Source organism: Hansschlegelia sp., assembly GCF_035538955.1.
GTDB lineage: Bacteria > Pseudomonadota > Alphaproteobacteria > Rhizobiales > Methylopilaceae > Methylopila.
Genome location: NZ_DATLJK010000015.1, coordinates 409513 through 427680, shown reverse-complemented (window position 1 = coordinate 427680; position 18168 = coordinate 409513). Strand labels below are relative to the sequence as shown.

Genomic DNA, 18168 nt, shown 5'->3' with positions numbered 1-18168 from the left:
CGCTGCGCAAGATCGGCGGCCCAGATGTAGAAGCACAGCCGCCGGCCGTTCAAACGAATTCGACTCGAATTTGACCGAAATGGCCACGATTTACTTGAGTGGTTAATCGCCGCCGGAGCGCTGTTCAGCGCCCGCGCGCTTCCGCCAGCGCGGCGCAGCCGACCAGTCCGGCGACCGGAGAGGTCACGAGCAGCGTGGCGGTTTCGCGCATCATCCCGCGATGCGGGCCCTTCGCCTCGAAGCTCGACCGGAACGCGCCCGTATCCACGAAGCCGATAAGCTTCGGCAGCACGCCGCCGCAGAAATAGACCCCGCCGGCGCCGAACGTCAGGGCGACGTCGCCGGCGAACCGGGCGAGGATTCGGAGAAAGATCTCGATCGTCTCGAGCGCCGCGGGATCATTGCGCGCGGCGCCTTCGGACACCGCCGCCGCCGAAATCGCCGCGCCGCCATGCAGCGCGCGATGAAGACGCGCCAGTCCGGGTCCGGACAGCACATGTTCGGCCGACACCCGGCCGTGCTCCCGCCGGATCGCCGCGAACGCCGCGTCTTCGCGCTCCCCCACCGCCGCGAGTTCGACATGGCCGCCCTCGCTCGCGACCGGCAGCCATGTGCCGCCGACCCGCAGCAGAGCGGCGACGCCGAGGCCGGTGCCAGGCCCGACCGCGGCCTTCACGGCCTCAGGCCGAGGCTCGGGGCCGCCGATGCGGCGCAACTCGTCCGGCGCGAGATGCGGCAGCGAGGCGGCCTGCGCCACGAAGTCGTTGATCACCTTCACCGCCGCAAAGCCGAAGCGGCGCGACAGCGCGGCGGCGTCGATCGTCCAGTCGCGGTTGGTGAGGTGAGCGGCGCCGTTCCGCACCGGCCCGGCGACCGCAAACGCCGCTCGGCGGGGCTTCTCGCTGGTCTTGTGCAGATAGGCCGCAACGGCGTCTTCGAACGCAGGATAGGCTTCGTCGGGCGCGGTCTCGACCGAGCGCGGCCGCAGCTCGCCGGCGCAGATGAGGCCGAAGCGGCTGTTTGTGCCGCCGATGTCGCCCACCAGCAGATCCGGTCGGGGCGCCTCAGCCAAGGTCGAGCAGGCGCACGCGCTGCCGCCTCACATAGGGTTTGACGGCCTCCTCGAAGGCGCGCCCGGCTTCTGTCGCATGCCGGGCGGATGCGGCGGCCTCGCTCTCATACAGCGCGGAGGTCAGGAAGAAGCCCGGCGTCGACGGGTCTTCCGCGATCGCGACCCCGCGGCAGCCCGGATCATTGCGCTCCACGGCGTTCGCATTCGCGAACACCGCCGCCCTGAAGGCGCCCGCATGTTCCGGCGCGACCTCGAAAACGGTGGAAACCAACTTCATGGCCGCGACATAGTGCGGCCCCGCCGTCCGCCCATACCGGGCGCCGCCGCAGAGTTCCATGCTCGATCCCTCAATCCTGTCTCCCGACGCCATCGCCTCCCGGGTGCTTCACCGCGACGGCCTGATGCTCATCCTCGACAAGCCGGCCGGGGTCCCGGTCCATGCCGGCCCGAAAGGCGGCCCGAATCTCGAGGCGAGCTTCGGCGCGCTGCGCTTCGGGCTGCCGCGCGACCCCGCGCTCGCGCACCGGCTCGACAAGGACACCAGCGGCTGTCTGGTGCTCGGGCGGCACCGCAAGGCGCTGGCGCGCCTCGGCAAGCTGTTCTCCTCAGGGCGCATCGGGAAGACCTACTGGGCGGTCGTGCAGGGCGCGCCGGAGGCCGACCAGGGCCGCATCGACGCGCCGCTCGCCAAGCGCAACCCCAATCGCGGCTGGTGGATGGCGGTCGATCCCGCGGGCCTTCCCTCGGTCACGGAATGGAAGGTGATGGCGCGCGGCGCCGGGCTCGCCTGGATCGCGTTTACGCCGCTGACCGGCCGCACCCATCAGATCCGCGCCCACGCCGCCCATGTCGGCATGCCGCTGCTCGGCGATCCGATCTATGGCGCCGCGCCGCAGGGCGGTCCGCCGCTGCACCTTCACGCCCGGGCGGTGTCAGTGCCGATGCGCGAGAGCCGGCCGCCGATCGAGGCCGAAGCGCCGCTCCCGCCCCACATGGCGGCGACCTTCGCGGCGCTCGACTGGCAGGCGCCGGCGCCCCGCGCCTCCTCCGTGGACGAAGCGTCCTGACCGCGATGGCGCGCTGCCTCGTCCTGCTCAACCCCCGCGCCGGCGCGCTGAAAGACCTGGAGCGCGCGCCGGGGCCGCAGACGGCGGCGGAGCGGATCGGGGAAGCGTTCGCGGCGGCCGGCAAGCAGGTCGAGGTCCGCATGGTCCCGCCACGCGATCTCGGCGCCGCGCTGGACGAGATCGCCCGCGCGGACAGCCATGACGAAGTCATCGTGGGCGGCGGCGACGGCTCGGTGTCGCGTTCGCTCGGCCGCCTGCTCGCGCTCGGGAAGACGTTCGGCGTGCTGCCGCTCGGAACCGTGAACCTGCTGGCGCGCGACCTCGGCGTGCCGCAGCCGCTGGAGGCGGCGATCGCCGCGCTTGCCCAGGCCGAGCCGCGGCGCGTCGACCTTGCCTCGGTCAACGGCCGCCCGTTTCACTCGATCTCCGGGCTCGGCTTCTTCGCCCAGATGGCGCGCGCCCGCGAGGCCGCGCGGAGCAGCCGCGGGCTCGGCCGATATCTCGGCTTCGCGCTGGCGGCGTTTCGGGCGTTCTTCCGGTCCGGACGCTCGCGCTACGAGCTCGTCATCGACGGCCGCGCGCAACGCGTGGACGCCACGGCGGTCCTGGTCACCAACAACGCCTTCGCCGACGACAGCTGGCGGCGGCCGCGGCTCGACGGCGGCGAGATCGAGGTGATCGTCGCCCATGCCGGCGGCATGCGGGAGCGGCTCCGGCTCGCGGTCGACGTCGTGACCGGAGGCTGGCGCAGCAATCCCCTGATCGAGGCGTTCTGCGCCCAGGAGGCCGTGGTCACCAAGCTCCGGCGGCGGCGGGTGTGGGTGGCGACCGACGGCGAGCTCAGCCGCGAAGCCTGCCCGCTGCGCTATGCAGCCCTGCCGGCCGCCGCGACCATGATGCGCCCGATCGTTCCGCTCGGCGCGGCGGCCGATGCGCCGCCTGCAGGCCAGCCCCGCGGAACATGACGGACCCAAGGGCGTTGGTGCGGGTGAGCGGAGGACGGCGATGAAAAATCCCTGGATGAGCGCCTGGCTGAGCACGGCGAACGCGCTGACGGGCGCGGCGCGCGGCCGAGCCTATTCGGAGGCCCGGCGCGCGCAGGAAGCCTGGCTCGCCGAGACGAACCGGCGGATGATGTCGCTGTGGTTTCCCGGCCTGGCGCAGCCCAAGCCGAAGCCTGTCCCCGTCAGACGCCGCAAGAGCCGCTGAGAGCGGCGTTCAGCTTGCGCAGTGCCGGATCAGCCGGCGCATAAAGGCTTCGCACTGCGCCAGCTGGGCCTCCTCGACGTATTCGTCGGCGCGGTGCGCCTGGGCAATTGAGCCCGGCCCGCAGACGACCGTCGGGATTCCGGCGGTCTCGACGAACAGTCCCGCCTCGGTTCCATAGGCGACCTTGGCGTGCTCGTTGCGGCCGGCGAGCCGTTTCACGAGCGTGACGATGTCGGCGTCGGGCGCGGTGGCGAGGCCGGGAAACTCCGATTTCATCGAGACGTCGACGGCCGCGCGCGGGTCACGCGCCTGCATCTCAGCCTCGAGCTCGGCCGCGTAGGCGCGGAACTCCTCCACGAGCGCGTCGGCGTCCTCTTCCGGCAGCACCCTGAACTCCAGTTCGACGACCGCTTCGTTGGGCACGATGTTGAGCGCGACGCCGCCATGGAAGACGCCGACATGGGCGGTCGAATGCGGGATGTCGTAGAGCGAGTCCTTGAGGCCGGACAATGCGAGCCGGCGGCCGATCTCGGTGGTGCGGGTGACCAGCCGGGCGGCGTATTCGACGGCGTTGACGGCTTCGGGCGCTCGCGAGGAATGGCCGCCGGTCCCTCGCACGTCGACTCGCAGCGAGCGCTTGGACTTGTGCGCGATCACCACCTGCATGTCGGTCGGCTCGCCCACGATGCAGCCGAGCGGCTTCACCGGCCGAGCCGCCAGCATCTCCAGCAGTTCCCGGACGCCCAGACAGCCGACTTCCTCGTCATACGAGAAGGCGAAGTGGATCGGTATCCTGAGCTCGGCGGCCGCCATTTCGGGCGCAAGCGCGAGGCAGACGGCCAGAAAGCCCTTCATGTCGCAGGCGCCGCGGCCATACAGGCGGGCGTCGCGCCGAGTCAGCCGGAACGGATCGGTCGACCAGCGCTGACCATCGACCGGCACGACGTCGGTGTGGCCGGAGAGCACGAGCCCCGGCCGATCGGCGGGCCCGATGGTGGCGAACAGGTTCGACTTGTCGCCATGGGCGCCGGCGGCGCGCTCATGCGCGATCCCGAGACCGTCGAGGTAGCTCTCGACATGCCGGATGAGCGGCAGGTTCGAATTCCGGCTCGTGGTGTCGAACGCGATGAGTTCGCCGAGCAGCTCGATCGTCTTGTCGGAGGCCATTTCGCGCCAATCAGCTCGTGAGCCCGCAGCCTAGACGCTGGGCCGCGCAAGCTGAAGGCGCCGTGCGGAACCCGGTTTGCACGAGGCGTTGCGCCCGAAAACGCGAGGAACGGAGAAGCGCCATGTCGAAGGCATACGCCGTCGGAGCCAAGGTCGCGTGGAACTGGGGCTCTGGACGCGGGCACGGCGAAGTCGCGGAGGTTTTCCGCCGCCGCGTCCAGCGCACCATCAAGGGCGCGAAGATCGTGCGCAACGGCAGCGACGCCGAGCCCGCCTATCTGATCGAGCAGCCGGACGGCGATCGCGTCCTGAAATCGCATTCGGAGCTCGGCGCAGACTAGGCCAAGCGTCGTTTCCTCCGCGGGCCCGCACCCTATCTGCTGCCATCTCTCTCCGTGACGCAGCTTTGTCCGCCTTCATGACCGTTCTGCGCCGCCTGCTGGCTGGACTTCTGGTGATCGCGGCGGCGTGCAGCGCGCCTGGTCAGCTGCGCGCTGAACCGGCGCAGAACCCTGAGCAGGCGCAGCCGTCCGGCGACGTCGACGCGCTGATCCGCATCCTGGAAGACGATCGTGCGCGGGCCGCGCTGATCGAGCGGCTCCGGGCCGCGCAAGGCCAGGCCGCGCCGTCAGGGGCGCCGGATCAGAACCAGCCGGTCAAAAAGCCGGGCGAGGTGGACGGGCCGTCTTCAGCGCCGGACGACGCCTCGGCCGTGCAGTCAGCCCGAGCCGCGGAGGGCGACGCCGAGCCGACGCTCGCGCGGCGGGCCGCCGAATACACGCGCGCCGTAGCGGAACGTGGCGCAGCGCTCGTGGCGGCAAGCTCGACGCTGATCGCCGATCTTGGAAGCATTTTCGCGGGCCCGCTGCAGCAGAACGTCGACTGGCCGCGGCTGCTCGCCCTGGCGCTCACGATCGGCGTCACGTTCGGGGCCTTTCTGGCCCTGCGGGCGCTCGGAATTCCATTTTACCGCAGCATCGGCCGGCGCTCGATCAGCGCCCGGCTGCCCGAACGGGTCGCGCTGATCGGGGTGAGCGCGCTTGTCGACGCCGTGATGGTGCTCGTCGCCTGGGCGGGCGGCTACGTGTTCGCGCTGCAGTTCGGCGCATATGGGGTGATCACGATCCAGCAGTCGCTCTTCCTGAACGCCTTTCTGGCCATCGAACTGCTCAAGGTCGTGCTGCGCGCGACGACCTCGCCCCGCTATCCCGGGCTTCGCGCGGCGCCGATTGGGGACGAGGCGGCAGCCTACTGGTACTTCTGGGCGAGCCGGCTGATCTCGACGCTCGGCTACACCTTCCTTTTCGTCGCCCCGATCCTCACCGCGGCGGTATCGCCCGGCGCGGCCCAGGCGGTCCGGGTGGTGGTCGCCTTCGCGAGCCTGATGATGGCGGTGGCGATCGTGCTGCAGAACCGCGAGCGGGTGCATCAGCGGCTCGCGGCGCGCACGCAGGCGGCGCACACCGAACTCGTCTCCGCCTTCTACGGCTTCCTCGCCCGCTTCTGGCATTGGATCGCGATCGCCTGGCTGGTGGCGCTGTTCACGGCGTGGCTCGTCAATCCCGGCGAGGCCCTGCCCTTCATCGCGAAGGCGACGCTTCAGACGCTCGCGGCCGTGGCGATCGGGGCGATCGCTACGGCGCTGATCTCGCGACTGATCGCCGGCGGCATGCGCGTGCCGGCCGACGTCAGGGCCCGGCTGCCGCTGCTCGAAAGCCGGCTGAACGCCTTCGTGCCCGCCGTGCTGAAGGCGGTGCGGCTGATCGTCCTGCTGATCGTCCTGCTCGCCGTGGCGCAGAGCTGGGCGCTGGTGGACCTGCTCGGCTGGCTGTCGACGGCGGCCGGCGCCCGGTTCGCGGCCTCCACCCTGACGGCCGGGCTGATCATCATCATCGGGCTCGCGGCCTATGTAGCGGTCTCCTCCTGGATCGAATACCGGCTGAACCCGGCGTTCGGGCACGTTCCGACGGCGCGCGAGAGCACCCTCCTCACGCTGTTCCGGAACGCCTTCACGATCGCCCTGTTCGTGCTCGTCGGCATGCTCGCGCTCGCCGAGATCGGCGTGAACATCGCCCCGCTGCTCGCCGGCGCCGGCGTGCTGGGGCTCGCGATCGGTTTCGGCGCCCAGAAGCTGGTGCAGGACATCATCACCGGCGCGTTCATCCAGTTCGAGAACGCGATGAACGCCGGCGACAACGTCAAGGTCGGCGGCGTGCAGGGCACGGTGGAGCACCTGACGATCCGCTCGGTCGGCATCCGCTCGGTCGACGGCGTCTACCACCTCATCCCGTTCTCGTCGGTCGACAGCGTGTCGAACGCGACCAAGACCTTCAGCTACCACATGGCCGAGATCGGGGTGGCGTATCGCGAGTCCATCCCGGAGGTGAAGCAGGCCATGCAGGACGCATTCGACCTGCTCAAGGAGGGGCCGCACGGCGCCGACATCACCGGGCCGTTCGAACTGCACGGGCTGACCAAATTCGGCGACAGCGCGATTACGGTGCGCGGCCGGATCAAGACCGTGCCGGGCCGCCAGTTCATGGTCGGCCGGGCCTATAACGAGATCGTCAAGGAGATCTTCGACGAGCGCGGCATCGAGATGCCGTTCCCGCATCTGACGCTCTACATGGGCGAGGACAAGCGCGGCGACGCGCCGCCGCTCCGGGTGACGGCGGCCGTCGATCTCGCGAGCCGCCGGGAGCCGCATTCCGCGGCGTCCGGCAGACAGGGCAAGGCGGCGCTGGCGTCCGAGACCTTCCAGGGTCATGACGGCGCGCCCGACGAAGGCGGCGGCGCAACCAACGGCTGACGCGCGGCCGCGCACGCGTTCGTGGGCGCGGGGGCTCGCCACCCTGCTGCAGTTTCGTGCTAGCCTCCAGGCTCGGCGGGGGGCTTCCCGCCGCGTCCCGGGCCTCGCGGCCCGTGGGAGCTTGCGGGCCGCCAGATGACGTCCATGCCTGCGACCTTCTGGAACGATCCCGCCGCCGAGCCGGAAGGCGGTCGCACGGCTCTTGAGCTGCCGCCGCCGGGTTCCCCCGAGACCTGGCTGAAGGCGCTGACCGACGACGCGCCGCAGATCGTCTGGTCGGCCCCCCTGACGGGCGAGCACGATTATTTTAATCCCCACTGGCGGCGCCTGACCGGGGCCCCGGAAGCCGAGGTCGGCCGCGACGCCTGGCTGTCGCGCATCCATCCGGACGACCGGCAGGAGTGCGCGACGCGCTGGAGCCGGAGCCTCATCACCGGCGAGCCGTTCGTGCTGGAGCATCGGCTGCCGGACGGAAGCGGCGGCTGGCGCTGGTTCCTCAGCCGCGGCTGGCCGCAGCGCGACGAGCGTGGCGCGGTGACCCGCTGGTTCTGCGTCGGCGACGACATCGACGAGGCCGCGCGGCTGCGCGAGGCGGCCTCGCGCCAGGAAACCGAGTTCGAGCGACTCGTCGCGCAGCGGACTGCGGACCTCGCCCACGCCTATCAGCGCGTGGCCGCCGAGGCGGCCGGTCGCCGCCACGAGGAGACCGCGCGGCGCCACATCGACGCGCTCTACGCCGCCTATGTGGACAACACGCCCGACGGCGTCTTCGTCGTCTCGATCGCCTCCGACGGCGCGGTCGCCGTCGAGACGATGAACCGCGTGCTGGAGCGGGCGCTCGAGATCGGCGAGGAGGGCGTCCAGGGCCGCCGGCTCGCCGAATTCATGCCGGCCCCGATGGCCGCCCGGCTGACGCGCAAGATCGCCGAATGCCTCGCGGCGGGCGCCCCGCTCCGTTACGAGGAGGTCGCGGAGATCCAGGGTCTCGAGCGCGTCTTCGAGGTCATGCTGGCGCCCGTGGAGGCTCTGGCCGGCGGGACGCGCCGTGTGGTGGGCTCGGCGCGCGATCTGACCGAACGCCGCGAGGCGGAACGCCAGTTGCGGCAGGCCCAGAAGATGGAGGCGATCGGCCAGCTTACCGGCGGCGTCGCGCACGACTTCAACAACCTGCTGCAGGTCGTGAAAGGCAATCTCGAGCTGCTCGCCGAGGAGCTTGCGGGCGCCATGACGCCGACGACCGAGCGACGGCTGCGCGACGCCATGGCGGGCGCGGCGCGCGGCGCCAAGCTGACGCGCCAGCTGCTCGCCTTCTCCCGCCGCCAGCCGCTGACGCCCAAGCCCACCCATGTCGGCGCGCTGGTCGCCGCCATGACCGATCTGCTCGACCGCACCCTCGGCGAGCAGGTCGAAATCGAGATCACGGCCGATCCGGAGCCGTGGGCGGCGCTGGTCGATCCGATTCAGCTCGAGAACGCCGTGCTGAACCTCGCGATCAACGGCCGCGACGCCATGCCGGACGGCGGCAAGCTGACGATCTCGGTCAAGAACCTCGCGGCGGACGAGAGAAATGGCGAGCGGATCGAGATCGCCGTGGCGGACGCCGGCTTTGGCATGACCCCCGCGGTGCTTGCGCGGGTGTTCGAACCCTTCTTCTCCACCAAACCGGAGGGGCGCGGCACAGGGCTCGGGCTGCCGCAGGTGCAGGGCTTCATCGAACAGTCGAACGGCGGCGTCGCGATCGAGAGCGTCGCCGGCCAGGGCACGGTCGTGCGCCTGACCCTGCCGCGCAGCGAGGCCGCGCCGCCGGAAGACGCCGAGGGCGTCGGCCGGGCCGATCTGCGCGCCCGGGGCGAGACGATCCTGCTGCTCGAAGACGACGACGGCGTCAGGACCGCCGTCTCCGATCTGCTCGTCGCGCTGGGCTACAAGGTCATCGCCGCGGCTTCCACGGCCGAGGCCACGCCGCTGATCGAGGGCCGGCAGGCGTTCGACCTGCTGCTGTCGGATGTGGTGATGCCCGGCGCGCCCAAGCCGCCCGAACTCGCCCGCCTGGCGCTATTGCGCCGCCCGGAGCTGAAGGTGCTGTTCATGTCCGGTTATGCGGAGAGCGCCATCGTTCACCAGGGCCGCGTCGATCCGAACGTGCATCTGATCGAAAAACCCTACCGCAAGGAGACGCTGGCGCTGAAGCTCCGCCAACTGCTCGACGACCGGAAGCCTGCGGCGCCCGAGAAGCCGTCGCCGCTCCGCATCCTGCTGGTCGAGGACGAACCGCTGATCGCGATGGGCGTCGCCGAACTGCTCGAGAGCTTCGGCCACACGGTCAAGCAGGCCCACAACGCCGCGGCGGCGCAGGCCGCGCTGGCGAACGACGCCACGATCGACCTGTTGCTGACGGATCTCGGCCTGCCAGACATGGACGGCGAGACGTTGGCCGAATGGAGCCGCGGCGTGAGGCCGCGGCTGCCGATCCTGTTCGCCACCGGGCGCGACGATTTCCAGGCGCCGCCGCTGCTGGCCGCCGGCGGACCGGTGGCGGTCGTCACCAAACCGTTCGACGGCCACACGCTGAAGCGCGGTCTCGAGGCCTGCGCATCCGGAAGCTTCTGACAGGGCTGCGCCGCCGCCGCTTGACCCGCGCAAGGCCGCGGGTGCATTCGACGCGCCGACAGGCCTTGTGACGCAGCGACCGATCGGAGCCGCATTGGAACTCGACAGCATGGACCAGGCGATCGCCGCGATCGCCGCAGGCGAACTGGTCGTCGTGGTGGACGACACCGATCGCGAGAACGAGGGCGACCTCATCATGGCGGCCGCCAAGGCGACGCCGGAGACGCTCGCCTTCATGATCCGCCACACCAGCGGCATCATCTGCGCGCCGCTCACCGCCGAGCGGGCCGAGGCGCTGAACCTCGCCCCGATGGTCGCGACCAATCTCGACCCGATGCGGACGGCCTTCACGGTCTCGGTCGACTACAAGATCGGCCTGACCACCGGCATCTCGGCCGAGGAGCGCGCCAACACCGTGCGCGCGCTCGGCTCCGACAACGCGATCTCGTCCGATTTCCTGCGGCCCGGTCACGTCTTCCCGCTGATCGCGCGCGAGGGCGGCGTGCTGACCCGCTCCGGCCACACCGAGGCCGCGACCGATCTCGCGACCCTCGCAGGGCTTCCCGCGGTCGGCGTGCTGGCCGAGGTCGTCAATGACGACGGCACCGTGAAGCGGCTGCCGGAGCTGATCGCCTTCGCCCGCGAGCACGGGCTGAAGATCGTCTCGATCGAGGATCTCATCAATCACCGGTCGAGGCGCGAGACCTTCGTGCGGCGGGTCGATCGGTTCGAGCGCCTGATCGGAGGCCGCGACGCCATCATCACGGTCTACGACACGCCGTTCGAGCAGACGCAGCATGTCGCGATCGCCGTCGGGGACGTCAGCGGCGACGGCGCCGTGCCCTGCCGCATCCACCGCGAGCACCTGCTGACCGACCTGCTGCGCGGCGCGGCGACCTCCAAGGGCTGGCTCGACAATGCGCTCGCCCGGTTCGGCGAAACCGGCCGCGGCGTGTTCATCCTGATCCGGGATCCCGCCGTGCTGCGCGACCCGCGCGACGCCGCCGGCGAGAAGGGCTCGGACGATCCGGCCGCCGAGCGCCATATGTCGGCCCGCCAGCGCCGCCAGCGCTGGCGCGAGATCGGCGTCGGGGCGCAGATCCTGCGCGATCTCGGGGTCCGCAAGATCTCGCTGCTCGCCGGCCACGAGCGGCAATATGTCGGCATCGCGGGCTTCGGCATCGCGATCGAGAAGACCGAGATCCTCGACGAGTAGCCGGAGACGCCGGCTTCAGGACGAGGCGGCGGGCTTCGGGTTCGCCGCCTTGGCCTTCTCGAGCTGCGGCCGCAGCGTCTTTTCGGCGCTTTCGTCGGTCAGCGGACCGACGAACTTGAACGCGATGCGGCCGTCGCCGCTCACCACGAAGGTCTCGGGCACGCCGTAGACGCCCCACTCGATCGCGGCGCGGCCGCCCGGATCGACCCCGACCTTCTGGTACGGATTGCCGAGACCGCCAAGGAAGCGCCGGGCGTTCTCGGGCGCATCCTTGTAGTTCAGCCCGAACATCCGCACGCCGCTTTGGCTGAGCTTAAGCAGAATCGGGTGCTCCTGGTGGCAGGGCACGCACCAAGACGCGAACACGTTGACGACCGTCACCTCGCCGGTCGCGAGATCGGCGCGCGAAAAACCCGGGACCGCGCCGCTTTCCCCCGTCAGACCTTCGAGCGCGGGGAGCGTCAGGTCGGGCGCCGGCCGGCCGATCAGCGCGGACGGCAGCGCCGAGGGATCGCCGCTGTAGAGGCGCACATAGAGCAGCGCGGCGAGCGCCACGAACACCACGATCGGAACCGCCACGAAGCCCCGCCGGCGCCAACCCGCCGCGGGCGCGGCGGCCTCGTTCTCCGGGGTCACGGGCGGCCCCGCCGGCGGCCGGAACGGGCCTCGAGCCGCTCGAGCGCGCGCGCCTGGACGCGGTGGTCCAGGACCGTCCACACGATCAGACCGGCCACGACCACGAACCCGATCGCGTAGGAGGCGACGATGAAGCCGAGATGCGGATCGCTCATTCGGCGGGCTCCGGCGCGAAGGCGGCCGACGCGGCCGCGGTGATCCGGAGCGTGCGCAGCCGCCGCCGGATCAGCTCCGTCCGCATCGCGGCGAGGTGCAGCGTCACGAACAGCAGCGTGAAGGCGAGCGCGTTCGTCAGCAGCGGCCACAGGATCGAGGGATCCATGGCGGGCTTGCCCATGCGGGTGATCGAGGCCGGCTGGTGCAGCGTGTTCCACCAGTCGACCGAGAACTTGATGATCGGGATGTTGACCGAGCCGACCAGCGTCAGCACCGCGCAGGCCTTGGCGGCGCGCGACGGCTCCTCGATCGCGGAGCGCAGCGCCATCAGGCCGAGATACATCAGGAACAGGATGAGGAACGAGGTCAGCCGGGCGTCCCACACCCAGTAGGTCCCCCACATCGGCTTGCCCCAGAGCGAGCCGGTGGCGAGCGCGAGAAACGTGAAGGCGGCGCCAAGCGGGGCCGCCGCCTTGGCGGCGACGTCGGCGAGCGGATGGCGCCAGATCAGAACGCCGAGACTCGCGACCGCCATGATGGTGTAGCCCATCATGCCGAGCCAGGCGGCCGGCACGTGCAGGAACATGATGCGCACGGTCTCGCCCTGCTGGTAGTCGGCCGGCGCGACCAGGAGGCCGAGATAGAGCCCGAGCGCCAGCGCGACCGCGGTCGCGCCTGCAAGCCAGGGCAGCGCGCGCGCCGCGAAGCCCGCGAACCGGGCCGGGTTGGCGAGCGCCGTAATGGAAGTGAGCAGGGCCATGGCTCGGCCTTTTATGTCGAACTCGGTCCTCACAACAGACGTCCGTGGCGAAAATCAGCGCGCCTCGGGGCCGCAGCGCAGCCTCAGCCGCTCATCCTTTCAGCTAACCGACGGCCTCTGGAACCGTTCAGCCTCTTCGTTCCTGCCGGAGCAGCCGGCCGGCCTCGACGTTCCGCGGCTGGGCCCGAGCCGTTCGGGAGCCATTTAGGGCGCTCGAGACCCAAGGAGCCGATCACATGAAAATCATCTCTCTCCTCGCCATTTCAGCGGTCGCGCTCGCGCTCGGCGCCTGCGAGCACGACCGGGCGCGGGGCTATGGCTACCATGACCGCACCTTCGTCGAAGGCGACCGCGGTCATTGGGGGCAGGGCCGCTATCGCCATGGCGATGGACGGTACGAGCGCAGCCGGTATGACGGCCGGCGCCACGACCGCGACCGGGACCGCCGTCACGACGGCCGCGAGCGGCGCGGCGACGACCGGGGCGGGCGGGAGCACGGCCGCATCGACGGTCGGTACTGAACGAACCTGAAGCAGGGCCGGGCCTTAGCGCCAGGCCCTGCCCGCGTCAGTCGCGCAGCAGCCGCAGGGCGGCCGCGGCCGCGACCGGGCCGAGCACCGCGTAGCCGAGCGCCAGCCCGGCCAGCACGCTCAGCGGCGCGAGGCTTTCGCGCGAGGGGTCGCAGGCCGCGACGCCGAAGATCAGCACCGGCACGGCGAGCGGCAGGATCAGGACCGGCACCAGCAGCCCGCCGCGCCGCAGCCCCACCGTCAGCGCGGCGCCGACGGCTCCCAGACAGGCGAGCGCCGGCGTCCCCACCAGCAGGGCGAGCGCCACGTGGCCGGAGACCGCCGGACCGACGTCGAGCATGACGCCGAACAGCGGCGCGGCGAGCACCAGCGGCAGCCCCGTCGCGAGCCAGTGCGCGAGGATCTTGGCGGCGACCTGCAGCTCCAGCGGGGCCGGCGCGAGATGCATGAGATCGAGGCTGCCGTCCTCATGGTCGGCCTGCAGCAGCCGGTCGAGCCCGAGCAGGCTCGCCAGCAGCGCGCCGAGCCACAGGATCGCGGGGCCGATGCGGGCGAGCAGCGCGAGATCGGGACCGACCGCAAATGGCGTCAGCGTCACGACCAGCAGGAAGAACATCACGCCAAGTCCTGCGCCCCCGCCCCGCGCCAAGGCCAGATCGCGCGACAGCACGGCGGCGAGCGGCGAGTTCATGCGGCGTCTCCGCGAGCCGGACTCAAGAAGAAGGACAGGCAGCCTCTCACGGGTATTTCACCTCCGACGCTGAACATATGCCCGCGATCCGCGTTGCTGATGACTGGTCAGCGTTTCGCCTGACCGAGACAGGAGAACAATCATGAGAATCAACCTTACTTCCTCACTGTCCGCTTTGGCGATCGCAGGCGTGCTGTCGGTAGCGCAGACCGCGCCCGGTTACGCCGCCGACGAAACCGAGATGGCCAAGAATGCGAAGGTCACGATCGGCCAGGCTGTCGAGGCCGCCGAGCAGAAGGGCATGGGCAAGGCCACCGAGGCCGAGTTCGAGGACGATTACGGCGGGCGCTGGGAGGTCAAGGTCCTGAGCCAGGGCGGCGACAAGCTGACCAAGTATTTCGTGGATCCGAACAGCGGCGAGGTGACTGGCCAGGAGGAGCAGACCTTCGAGAAATACTGGACCATGCTGAAGCCGGCGGATTTCCAGAAGGCGCAGACCCAGCTCAAGGAAGCGATCGCTGCGGCCGAGAAGGCGGCGAACGGCAAGGCGACCAGCGCCGAGGTCGAGCGCTCGGGCGACGCCGTCGCCTATGAGATCGACGTCGCCACCGCCGACGGCTCGAAGGACGTCGACGTCGACGCCAACGGCAAGGCGGTCGTGGACGACTGACTCATGCTGGGGCGGCCGCGCGCGCTCGTCGACTGAGATCGAGCGTCGCGCCGCCCTCGAAGCCGAGCTCCGCATGGGTGGCCGCGATCACCATGCCGCCGCGCCCGCGGTGCTCGGCGACCAAAGCCGCAAGCAGCGCCTGCCCGGCCGCGTCGAGCGCCGCGGTCGGTTCGTCGAGCAGCCACACCGGCCGCGGAGCGGCGATCAGGCGCGCAAGCGCCAGCCGGCGGCGCTGGCCCGCCGACAGAGCCCCGCCGGGGAGATCGGCGATCGCCCCGAGCCCCACGCGCGTAAGCGCCTCCGCCAGATCGCCTTCCCCGCCGAGGACGTCCCGCGCGAAGGCCAGATTGCGCTCGACACTCAGCCCCGCCTTGACGGCATCGAGATGGCCGAGCAGGTGCATCCGCTCCCTCACCGGCGCGTCCTCCTCGTCGCCTTCCAATCTGACCGAGCCTGACAGGGGCTTCAGCAAGCCGGCGAGCGTCCGCAGCAGGGTCGACTTGCCGGCGCCGTTGGGGCCGACGACCGCGAGCGCCCCGCCCTCCTCGACGGCGAGGCTCACCCCATCCAGGATCGGGCACCCGCCGCGGGCGACCGTCAGGGCTTCGGCGACGAGCCTCATGCGGCCGCCGGGACAGATGTTGGAACGCCTCGAAGCCCGGCGGTTTTCGCAAGGCGCACGCAGGACTCAAGCGTCTTCAACCGGGGCAAGACTTCACCTATAAGGACCTCACGTCTATCTTGTGCAGCGCACCCGCGCGGGTCCGAGCCGCCGCGCCGCCGTGCATTCCAAGGAGCGAGCCCCTCGTGTCCCATCCCGACAGCTTCCGTTCGGCCAAGACCCTGTCGGTGGGCGGCGAGACCTATCGCTACTACAGCATCCCCGACGCCGAGGCGAACGGACTTGCGGGCGTGTCCCGGCTGCCCTTCTCGATGAAGGTGCTGCTCGAAAACCTGCTGCGCTTCGAGGACGGCCGCACCGTGGTGGCCGACGACGCGCGCGCCATGACGGGCTGGCTCGCCGACCGGCGCTCGGATCGGGAGATCGCCTTCCGGCCGGCGCGCGTGCTGATGCAGGACTTCACCGGCGTGCCGGCCGTAGTCGACCTCGCCGCGATGCGCGACGCCATGAAGCATCTCGGCGGCGATCCGAAGAAGATCAACCCGCTGGTGCCGGTCGACCTGGTGATCGACCATTCGGTAATCGTCGACGAGTTCGGCAACGCCCGCGCCATCGGCCGCAATGTCGAGCTCGAATATGAGCGCAATGGCGAGCGCTACCGCTTCCTGCGCTGGGGCGCCCAGGCGTTCGACAATTTCCGCGTGGTGCCGCCCGGCACCGGCATCTGCCATCAGGTGAACCTCGAATATCTCTCGCAGACGGTCTGGACCCGGGACGAGGACGGCGCGACCGTCGCCTATCCGGACACGCTGGTCGGCACCGACAGCCACACCACCATGGTCAATGGCCTCGCCGTTCTGGGCTGGGGCGTCGGCGGCATCGAGGCGGAGGCCGCCATGCTGGGCCAGCCGATCTCGATGCTCATCCCGGAGGTGATCGGCTTCAAGATCACCGGCGCGCTGCGCGAGGGCGTGACCGCGACCGACCTCGTGCTGACCGTCACCCAGATGCTCCGCAAGAAGGGCGTGGTCGGCAAGTTCGTCGAGTTCTATGGCGCAGGCCTCGACAACATGGCGCTCGAGGACCGCGCCACGATCGGCAACATGGCGCCCGAATACGGCGCGACCTGCGGCTTCTTCCCGATCGACGCCGACACGATCCGCTATCTGCGCGAGACCGGCCGGGACGAGGCGCGCGTCGCGCTGGTCGAGGCCTACGCCAAGGCGCAGGGCATGTTCCGCACGTCCGGCACGCCGGACCCGGTGTTCAGCGACACGCTGGAGCTCGATCTCTCCACCGTCGAGCCGTCGATCGCCGGGCCGAAGCGGCCGCAGGACCGGGTGCTGCTGAAGGAGGCCAAGGCCGGCTTCCTGGCTTCGCTCGAGGGCGAGTTCAAGAAGCCCGGCGAGGCGGCGAGGCGGGTTCCGGTTGCGGGCCGGGACCATGATCTCGGCCATGGCGACGTGGTGATCGCCGCCATCACCTCCTGCACCAACACCTCCAATCCGAGCGTGATGATCGGCGCCGGGCTGCTGGCGCGCAACGCCGCCGCCAAGGGCCTGACGCGCAAGCCGTGGGTGAAGACCTCGCTCGCGCCCGGCAGCCAGGTGGTGGCGGGCTATCTGGAGAAATCCGGCCTGCAGACCGAGCTCGACAAGATCGGCTTCAACCTCGTGGGCTTCGGCTGCACCACCTGCATCGGCAATTCGGGACCGCTGCCGGAGGAAATTTCCGCCGCGATCAACGAGTCCGATCTCGTCGCCGCCGCCGTGCTCTCCGGCAACCGCAATTTCGAAGGCCGCGTGAACCCCGACGTGCGGGCGAACTATCTCGCCTCGCCGCCCCTGGTCGTCGCCTATGCGCTCGCAGGCTCCATGCAGATCGATCTCGCCACCGAGCCGCTCGGCGTCGGCTCGGACGGGCAGCCGGTCTACCTGCGCGACATCTGGCCGTCCTCGGCCGAGATCGCGGACTTCATCCGCCAGACGATCACCCGCGAGCTGTTCCAGTCGAAATACGCCGACGTCTTCAAGGGCGACGCCAACTGGCAGGGCATCCAGGTGTCGGGCGGCATGACCTATGAGTGGGTCAGCTCCTCGACCTATGTGCAGAACCCGCCTTATTTCGAGGGCATGGACCGCGAGCCCAAGCCGGTGACGGACATCGACGGCGCGCGGGTGCTCGGGCTGTTCCTCGACTCGATCACCACCGACCACATCTCGCCGGCCGGCTCGATCAAGCAGGCGAGTCCTGCGGGCGAATATCTGCGCGACCATCAGGTCCGCCCGCAGGACTTCAACCAGTACGGCACGCGGCGCGGCAATCATGAGATCATGATGCGCGGCACCTTCGCCAACATCCGGATCAAGAACCAGATGGTTCCGGGCGTCGAGGGCGGCGTCACCATCCACTATCCGAGCGGCGAGCAGCTGCCGATCTACGACGCCGCGATGCGCTACAAGGCCGAGGGCGTGCCGCTGGTGGTGTTCGCCGGCCGCGAATACGGCACCGGCTCGTCGCGCGACTGGGCCGCGAAGGGCACCAGCCTGCTCGGCGTGCGGGCCGTGATCGCGCAGTCCTTCGAGCGCATCCACCGCTCCAACCTCGTCGGCATGGGCGTCGCCCCGCTGACCTTCGAGGAGGGCACGTCCTGGCAGACGCTCGGCCTCAAGGGCGACGAGACTGTGACGATCCACGGGCTCGCCGACGGGCTGCGGCCGCGCGTGACGCTCGAGGCGGAGATCGCCTCGGCGGACGGCGCCGTGCGCAGGGTCCCGCTGCTCTGCCGGATCGATACGCTCGACGAGCTCGAATACTTCCGCAACGGCGGCATCCTGCACTACGTGCTGCGGAGCCTCGCGGCCTGAGCGGTCATCACGTCGCCGCGCGTCACCGCCATGTGAGTGGCGGGCGGCGGCGGCGATACCCATAACCTGCCTCTGGTTCATTCAAG

The 18168-nt window shown here is 70.4% G+C and carries 18 protein-coding genes; 10 read left to right on the top strand and 8 right to left on the bottom strand.

The annotated features are described in order from the left end of the window. Positions 1-124: 124 nt before the first annotated feature. Both VM780_RS14050 and VM780_RS14045 read right to left on the bottom strand, forming a co-directional pair. Positions 125-1042, bottom strand: coding sequence for a glucokinase (locus VM780_RS14050; RefSeq protein WP_325448360.1), 918 nt, complete (start codon positions 1040-1042; stop codon positions 125-127). A 22-nt stretch (positions 1043-1064) separates the two neighbouring features. Beyond that, the gene (locus VM780_RS14045; RefSeq protein WP_325448358.1) at positions 1065-1409 is read right to left on the bottom strand and encodes a putative quinol monooxygenase; all 345 of its coding nucleotides are present in this window, start codon (positions 1407-1409) and stop codon (positions 1065-1067) included. On the opposite strand from VM780_RS14045, the gene VM780_RS14040 reads away from it, so the two are divergent. From VM780_RS14040 to VM780_RS14030, 3 genes are read left to right on the top strand one after another with little or no spacing between them, the layout of a single operon-like run. After that, the gene (locus VM780_RS14040) at positions 1408-2139 is read left to right on the top strand and encodes an RNA pseudouridine synthase (protein WP_325448356.1); all 732 of its coding nucleotides are present in this window, start codon (positions 1408-1410) and stop codon (positions 2137-2139) included. The two genes, VM780_RS14045 and VM780_RS14040, sit on opposite strands and share 2 nt — an antisense overlap. A gap of 5 nt (positions 2140-2144) precedes the next feature. After that, on the top strand, positions 2145-3104 hold the full coding sequence (locus VM780_RS14035; protein WP_325448354.1) for a diacylglycerol/lipid kinase family protein: 960 nt from the start codon (positions 2145-2147) through the stop codon (positions 3102-3104). A 40-nt stretch (positions 3105-3144) separates the two neighbouring features. Beyond that, positions 3145-3348, top strand: coding sequence for a hypothetical protein (locus VM780_RS14030; RefSeq protein WP_325448352.1), 204 nt, complete (start codon positions 3145-3147; stop codon positions 3346-3348). Positions 3349-3357: 9 nt separating this feature from the next. Here the strand turns inward: VM780_RS14030 and argE are convergent, their stop codons facing one another. Beyond that, positions 3358-4515, bottom strand: a complete 1158-nt coding sequence (argE, locus tag VM780_RS14025) for an acetylornithine deacetylase (protein ID WP_325448350.1) — start codon at positions 4513-4515, stop codon at positions 3358-3360. Positions 4516-4637: 122 nt separating this feature from the next. Here argE and VM780_RS14020 point away from each other — a divergent pair, with 122 nt between their 5' ends. From VM780_RS14020 to ribB, 4 genes are all read left to right on the top strand, one after another. Further along, the gene (locus VM780_RS14020) at positions 4638-4856 is read left to right on the top strand and encodes a DUF2945 domain-containing protein (protein ID WP_325448348.1); all 219 of its coding nucleotides are present in this window, start codon (positions 4638-4640) and stop codon (positions 4854-4856) included. Positions 4857-4933: 77 nt separating this feature from the next. Continuing rightward, positions 4934-7324, top strand: coding sequence for a mechanosensitive ion channel domain-containing protein (locus VM780_RS14015; protein WP_325448346.1), 2391 nt, complete (start codon positions 4934-4936; stop codon positions 7322-7324). A gap of 135 nt (positions 7325-7459) precedes the next feature. Then, positions 7460-9934 (top strand): hybrid sensor histidine kinase/response regulator, encoded by a 2475-nt coding sequence (locus VM780_RS14010; RefSeq protein WP_325448344.1) that lies wholly within the window; start codon positions 7460-7462, stop codon positions 9932-9934. A gap of 94 nt (positions 9935-10028) precedes the next feature. Beyond that, positions 10029-11150, top strand: a complete 1122-nt coding sequence (gene ribB, locus VM780_RS14005; protein WP_325448342.1) for a 3,4-dihydroxy-2-butanone-4-phosphate synthase — start codon at positions 10029-10031, stop codon at positions 11148-11150. A gap of 15 nt (positions 11151-11165) precedes the next feature. Here ribB and VM780_RS14000 read toward each other — a convergent pair whose 3' ends face one another. Genes VM780_RS14000 through VM780_RS13990 form a run of 3 tightly spaced genes read right to left on the bottom strand, consistent with a single transcriptional unit; the run spans position 11166 to position 12702 of the window. Further along, entirely contained in the window at positions 11166-11786 is a 621-nt protein-coding gene (locus VM780_RS14000; RefSeq protein ID WP_325448340.1) for a DsbE family thiol:disulfide interchange protein, read from the bottom strand. Continuing rightward, the gene (gene ccmD / locus VM780_RS13995; protein WP_325448338.1) at positions 11783-11941 is read right to left on the bottom strand and encodes a heme exporter protein CcmD; all 159 of its coding nucleotides are present in this window, start codon (positions 11939-11941) and stop codon (positions 11783-11785) included. The genes VM780_RS14000 and ccmD overlap by 4 nt, the downstream gene beginning before the upstream one ends. Further along, a complete protein-coding gene (locus tag VM780_RS13990; RefSeq protein WP_325448336.1) occupies positions 11938-12702 on the bottom strand; it encodes a heme ABC transporter permease in 765 nt (254 codons plus the stop codon). Before VM780_RS13990 ends, ccmD begins: the two co-directional genes overlap by 4 nt. 236 nt (positions 12703-12938) lie before the next feature. On the opposite strand from VM780_RS13990, the gene VM780_RS13985 reads away from it, so the two are divergent. Continuing rightward, the gene (locus VM780_RS13985; protein WP_325448334.1) at positions 12939-13223 is read left to right on the top strand and encodes a hypothetical protein; all 285 of its coding nucleotides are present in this window, start codon (positions 12939-12941) and stop codon (positions 13221-13223) included. Positions 13224-13269: 46 nt separating this feature from the next. On the opposite strand, the gene ccmB is transcribed toward VM780_RS13985, so the two are convergent. Beyond that, complete coding sequence (ccmB, locus tag VM780_RS13980) at positions 13270-13923, bottom strand: heme exporter protein CcmB (protein WP_325448332.1); 654 nt, start codon at positions 13921-13923, stop codon at positions 13270-13272. A gap of 142 nt (positions 13924-14065) precedes the next feature. Between ccmB and VM780_RS13975 the strand changes: the two genes are divergently transcribed. Further along, positions 14066-14593, top strand: a complete 528-nt coding sequence (locus VM780_RS13975) for a PepSY domain-containing protein (RefSeq protein ID WP_325448330.1) — start codon at positions 14066-14068, stop codon at positions 14591-14593. 1 nt (position 14594) lies between these two features. On the opposite strand, the gene ccmA is transcribed toward VM780_RS13975, so the two are convergent. Continuing rightward, the gene (ccmA, locus tag VM780_RS13970; protein ID WP_325448328.1) at positions 14595-15215 is read right to left on the bottom strand and encodes a heme ABC exporter ATP-binding protein CcmA; all 621 of its coding nucleotides are present in this window, start codon (positions 15213-15215) and stop codon (positions 14595-14597) included. Positions 15216-15400: 185 nt separating this feature from the next. Between ccmA and acnA the strand changes: the two genes are divergently transcribed. Next, complete coding sequence (gene acnA / locus VM780_RS13965; protein WP_325448327.1) at positions 15401-18082, top strand: aconitate hydratase AcnA; 2682 nt, start codon at positions 15401-15403, stop codon at positions 18080-18082. Positions 18083-18168: the final 86 nt, after the last annotated feature.

What these genes read in the sequence shown, in the direction of transcription:
- VM780_RS14040 (WP_325448356.1), top strand. Translation starts at nt 1,408, where the DNA reads ATGCTCGATCCCTCAATCCTGTCTCCCGACGCCATCGCCTCCCGGGTG.
- VM780_RS14045 (WP_325448358.1), bottom strand. Translation starts at nt 1,409, where the DNA reads ATGGAACTCTGCGGCGGCGCCCGGTATGGGCGGACGGCGGGGCCGCAC.
- VM780_RS14035 (WP_325448354.1), top strand. Translation starts at nt 2,145, where the DNA reads ATGGCGCGCTGCCTCGTCCTGCTCAACCCCCGCGCCGGCGCGCTGAAA.
- VM780_RS14030 (WP_325448352.1), top strand. Translation starts at nt 3,145, where the DNA reads ATGAAAAATCCCTGGATGAGCGCCTGGCTGAGCACGGCGAACGCGCTG.
- argE (WP_325448350.1), bottom strand. Translation starts at nt 4,515, where the DNA reads ATGGCCTCCGACAAGACGATCGAGCTGCTCGGCGAACTCATCGCGTTC.
- VM780_RS14020 (WP_325448348.1), top strand. Translation starts at nt 4,638, where the DNA reads ATGTCGAAGGCATACGCCGTCGGAGCCAAGGTCGCGTGGAACTGGGGC.
- VM780_RS14015 (WP_325448346.1), top strand. Translation starts at nt 4,934, where the DNA reads ATGACCGTTCTGCGCCGCCTGCTGGCTGGACTTCTGGTGATCGCGGCG.
- VM780_RS14010 (WP_325448344.1), top strand. Translation starts at nt 7,460, where the DNA reads ATGACGTCCATGCCTGCGACCTTCTGGAACGATCCCGCCGCCGAGCCG.
- ccmD (WP_325448338.1), bottom strand. Translation starts at nt 11,941, where the DNA reads ATGAGCGATCCGCATCTCGGCTTCATCGTCGCCTCCTACGCGATCGGG.
- VM780_RS13990 (WP_325448336.1), bottom strand. Translation starts at nt 12,702, where the DNA reads ATGGCCCTGCTCACTTCCATTACGGCGCTCGCCAACCCGGCCCGGTTC.
- VM780_RS13985 (WP_325448334.1), top strand. Translation starts at nt 12,939, where the DNA reads ATGAAAATCATCTCTCTCCTCGCCATTTCAGCGGTCGCGCTCGCGCTC.
- ccmB (WP_325448332.1), bottom strand. Translation starts at nt 13,923, where the DNA reads ATGAACTCGCCGCTCGCCGCCGTGCTGTCGCGCGATCTGGCCTTGGCG.
- VM780_RS13975 (WP_325448330.1), top strand. Translation starts at nt 14,066, where the DNA reads ATGAGAATCAACCTTACTTCCTCACTGTCCGCTTTGGCGATCGCAGGC.
- ccmA (WP_325448328.1), bottom strand. Translation starts at nt 15,215, where the DNA reads ATGAGGCTCGTCGCCGAAGCCCTGACGGTCGCCCGCGGCGGGTGCCCG.